Genomic DNA, 4,335 nt, shown 5'->3' on the forward strand with positions numbered 1-4,335 from the left:
GACGACGGCACCCGCCCCCTTCGCGCGGTTCAGTCTGCCGTTATCGGGATTGTTGGCACAGCACCCGATGCCGATGAACAAGCATTCCCTCTCAACACACCGGTTTTGGTAGCAGGCTCTCTTTCACAAGCTGCAAAACTCGATAGAACAGGCAAACGACGCGGCACTTTACCCAATGCCCTTGATCTCATTTTCAAGCAAGTGGGAGCAATTGTCGTTGTCGTACGCGTGAACGAGGGTGACAACGAAAATGCAACACTCACCAATATTCTGGGTGGTGTAAACGCAAATGGTGCTTATGAAGGTGTTCATGCTTTCATTGGAGCGCAATCCATTGTGGGACAAACACCACGCATTCTCATCGCTCCAGGCTTTACACATCAACGCCCTTCCAGTGTGAATATTGAAGAGAATGGAACTGGTGCAACTGCCAACCCCGTCGCAGCAGAATTGATTGGCATTGCCGAGCGTTTGCGTGCTATTGTGGTGCTTGATGCACCCAACACAACAGATGAAGCAGCCCTTAGCACAGCAAAAGATTTTGATTCAAAACGCGCCATCATAGTTGACCCTTTTGTAAAGGTGAATCGTGATGGAAAAATTGTAGAACAGCCGGCAAGTGCAGCGGTTGCTGGTGTCATTGCCAAAACAGATTTTACCCATGGTTTTTGGCATTCTCCTTCAAACAAAGTGATCAATGGAATTGTGGGAACTGCACGCCCTATTGATTTTTCCATTGGGGACAGATCCAGCCGCGCCAACCTTCTTAACGAACAAAACATCACAACCATTATTCGTGAAAACGGCTATCGTCTTTGGGGTAATCGCACCCTTTCAAGCGATACAAAATTTGCTTTCTTATCGGTGGTGAGAACCGCAGATATGATTAATGACGCCATTTTGCGCGGGCATCTATGGGCTGTCGACCGCAATATCAAAAAAACCTACATGAATGATGTCAGTGAAAGCGTCAATGCCTATTTGCGTGATTTAAAAGCACAAGGCGCCATTCTTGGTGGGCGCTGTACGCCTGATCTAGAGCTTAATACAGCAAGCGCTATTGAAAGTGGAAAAGTCTATTTCAATGTAGAATTTACCCCCACAACACCCGCAGAACACATCACGTTCCGTTCACAAATCATCAATGATTACCTAGAGGAGATCTTTTAATGACCGTACCCGTATTACCAAGAGTTTTGAAGTATTTTAACATTTTTGTCGACGGCATTCCCTATCAAGCAAAATGTGAAAGTGTCACCCTACCGAATTTGAGTTTGGTCGTTGAAAGTTATCGCGGTGGTGGCATGGATAGCTCTATTGAAGTTGACCTTGGTCTTGAAACCCTCACACTTAGCATGACCATTTCTGATTGCTCTCCAGAATTGATGGCACTGTTGGGGCGCACAGATGTCGACATTTCATTACGAAGTTCAATGCAAGCGCAAGGCACACCCGCAGAAGGTGTTGTCATTACCATGAGAGGACTATGCAAAGGCTTTGAAATGGCAGAATGGCAACCGGGGAGCAAAGCAACATCCACAGCAACATTCACATTACAGTATTTCAAATATGTCCAGAAGGACGTTGAAATTGTTGAGATAGACGCCCTCAACTTGGTGAGAAAATTCAATGGCGTCAATCAACTCGCAGACCATAGAGAAAATATAGGATTATAAAAATGACAGTCCAAACAAGCATTACACATAAATTATTGATACCTGTTACTTTTGAAGGAAAAGAGCACACCACAATTACCTTACAGCGCCCCAAAACAAAAGATGTGCAAGCAATCGACAAAAAAGAAGGCATAGAGCAAACAATCGCTATGATCACACGCCTTTCTGAATGGCCGCATGAGGCTGTTGGTGAACTCGACATCAATGATTTGGCAAGCATTGGAGAGATTTTGGAGTCTTTTATCAAGCGGCGGGACACCTCGACTGGGAAACCGCCGCTAAACTCATAGCCGATATCGCCATTGTTTTTCATTGGTCTCTTCCGGACATGATGGAAATGGAACTACAAGAACTCATATTCTGGCGAAAACAAGCAGCAGAAAGGTATAAGACAAAATGAGTGAAAAAGTTGCTGATGCAAAGGTAAAATTGTCTCTTGAAGACAAACTCACCGCACCTCTCAAACATCTTCAAAAAAAATTCGATACATTGTCAAAAACACTCTCACATAGTTTGGGTATTCCGCGCTTTTCTGCTGCTGTCAAAAACATGACAAAAAGCCTTCATGGCGTTCAAAGTGCTCTTAGCACAGCGGCAAGTCGTGCTTCAGTCTTTACCGGTGTCTTAGGGCTTGCTGGTGGTGGTCTTGTGGCAAGTGTAGCCGCCCTCACCATGAAAACCATGCATCTGGGAGATAGTCTTTATCACGCATCACACCATTTAAATATGAGTGTTGCATCACTTCAATTATGGGGTGATGCAGCCGATAATTCAGGCACTTCTGCCGAACTTTTTCAACAATCCTTAGCGGTTTTAAATAGGCGTTCAGCACAAGCATATGCCGGACAAAAAAGAGGCATGATGGGCTTTGAAGCACTTGGCATTTCTGTCAAAAACACTTCTGGAAAACTCAAATCCACTTCTGTCTTGTTAGAAGAAATTACCGACAAGATGAGTAAGATGAAAAGCCAAGCACAAAGACAGCATATTGCCGCTCTGCTGTTTGGGGGCGATGGTAAAGAAATGGCGACCATGCTTGCACAAGGCATGGCACCCATTAAAGAGCTGTTTGCAAAGGCGCGAAAAGGAAAATGGCTGATAGGTGCCGATGTTGCACGCTATGCAGCAGATTTAAGTGACAAGCTTGGTGCTTTTAAGAAAAAAATAGGCGGTATCGCGAGCTTTATTGGCGCGCGTTTCATGCCCGTGATTAATGATATGATTGACGGTTTTTCAAAGTTGATTGATGAAAACCGCGACCTCATTCAAACAACTGTTGCGAGCTGGGCAAAAACCTTAAAAAAAGTCCTTAATGATTTGCTTAATCCTACCTCTGATTTAAGAAAAGGCATCAGTGATCTCACAGAGAGGATTAAAGGCTGGTTCCAATGGCTAGAACCTCTGATTGGTGAAATAACCCTTTTCAAGGTGGGGCTTGTAGCTCTTGGTTCATTCATTTTTGGTCCACTCATTGCCGCATTAGCCGCAGCGGGAGCAGCGTTTGTCACACTTGGCTATACTATAATGACGACGCCTATCGGTTGGTTAATGGGTGGCATTGCAGCGCTCTTTGTCCTCTATCAATATTGGGACAAACTCAATGGTTGGGTAGCAGCATCTTTAGCCGCGGTTGGAGCAGTTCTTATAGCTTCAGTTATTCCAGCAATAACCGCTGTTGGTTCTGCTTTTATATCGCTTGGTGTTGCTATCATGACAACCCCCATAGGCTGGATAATGGCTGGTATTGCAGCCCTTATTGGAATTGGATATCTGCTTTATAAAAATTGGGATACGGTCATGAATTTCTTACGAAATTTGTTGAGTTCTTTGGCTAATTTATGCAGTAACATTTTCAGTAACCTCTTTAGTCTCTTTAAAAAGTTTTCACCCCTCTCTTGGATTGCAAAAGGCATAAATGCATTGATTAAATGGTTGCTTGGGGTCGATTTAATGGAAGCAGGTTCCAATCTTATTAATGGGCTTTGGGAGGGCATCAAAAGCAAATGGGGTGATCTATATAACGGATTTGGCAATATGATGAATAAATTAACCAGTTGGATACCTGGCTTTGGAGGAAAAAAATCAAAGTTTAATGTCTCAATAGACAAAACTTCAACGCAGACCATTAAAACCTTTACTGATGAAACCAATACACGGGCAAAAAAAATGCTGGATACAGCAGTGGTTACAAATACCCCCCCTGAAAAACGCAAGAGTGGTTTTAATACAAGTGTCGTTGAAACAGGACAAATGCAGGCAACAAATAAAGTAGGTGCTTTTAAAGCTCCAAAGCCAATTACGGTTCATAAGCCCGTTGAAGTAGACGCCCGTGTAACCATTACAAATCTCAATATTTCAGTACCAAATGGTCTCAAGGACGAAATCAGAGACGCTGTCAATCAAGCACTTGAACGCTATGCAAAACAGCAACGTTTAGCCATAGCCTCTAGCCTTTCGGATTAAATACCATGATGTTAGCTTTGGGTGGTTTTATTTTTTCGATTGAAACAGCTGCTTATCAAACACTTGATATGTCTTATGGCATTCCATGGGTAGAGCAAGGACGATTGGGGCGCAAAGCAGCTCTTCAATTGCCTGCCGTTGCAAATGCGGAATTTTCTTTAACTGGTGTGATTTATCCAGATTTCAAAGGTGGTCA

6 protein-coding genes are annotated in these 4,335 nt (G+C 43.6%); all 6 read left to right on the plus strand.

Annotated elements, in window-relative coordinates; genetic code table 11:
* Nucleotides 1–1,170: phage tail sheath subtilisin-like domain-containing protein (locus ACFINI_RS09340; RefSeq protein WP_375647980.1), on the plus strand; the 1,170-nt coding region annotated here is incomplete at its 5' end.
* Nucleotides 1,170–1,676, plus strand: a complete 507-nt coding sequence (locus ACFINI_RS09345; RefSeq protein ID WP_375647981.1) for a phage major tail tube protein — start codon at nucleotides 1,170–1,172, stop codon at nucleotides 1,674–1,676. The genes ACFINI_RS09340 and ACFINI_RS09345, both read left to right, overlap by 1 nt.
* 2 nt (nucleotides 1,677–1,678) lie before the next feature.
* Nucleotides 1,679–1,966: a phage tail assembly protein gene (locus ACFINI_RS09350; protein WP_375647982.1), complete on the plus strand. Its 288-nt coding sequence runs from the start codon at nucleotides 1,679–1,681 to the stop codon at nucleotides 1,964–1,966.
* Nucleotides 1,967–2,013: 47 nt separating this feature from the next.
* Nucleotides 2,014–2,076, plus strand: a complete 63-nt coding sequence (locus ACFINI_RS09355) for a GpE family phage tail protein (protein WP_244548654.1) — start codon at nucleotides 2,014–2,016, stop codon at nucleotides 2,074–2,076.
* Nucleotides 2,073–4,139 carry a phage tail tape measure protein gene (locus tag ACFINI_RS09360; protein WP_375647983.1) on the plus strand — a complete coding sequence of 689 codons (2,067 nt, stop codon included), beginning with the start codon at nucleotides 2,073–2,075 and terminating at the stop codon, nucleotides 4,137–4,139. The genes ACFINI_RS09355 and ACFINI_RS09360 overlap by 4 nt, the downstream gene beginning before the upstream one ends.
* A 5-nt stretch (nucleotides 4,140–4,144) precedes the next feature.
* A partial coding sequence (locus ACFINI_RS09365; protein WP_375647984.1) for a phage tail protein occupies nucleotides 4,145–4,335 on the plus strand: 191 nt, incomplete at its 3' end.

The sequence above is a fragment of the Bartonella sp. AA56HLJMS genome (assembly GCF_042197145.1).
Taxonomy (GTDB): domain Bacteria; phylum Pseudomonadota; class Alphaproteobacteria; order Rhizobiales; family Rhizobiaceae; genus Bartonella.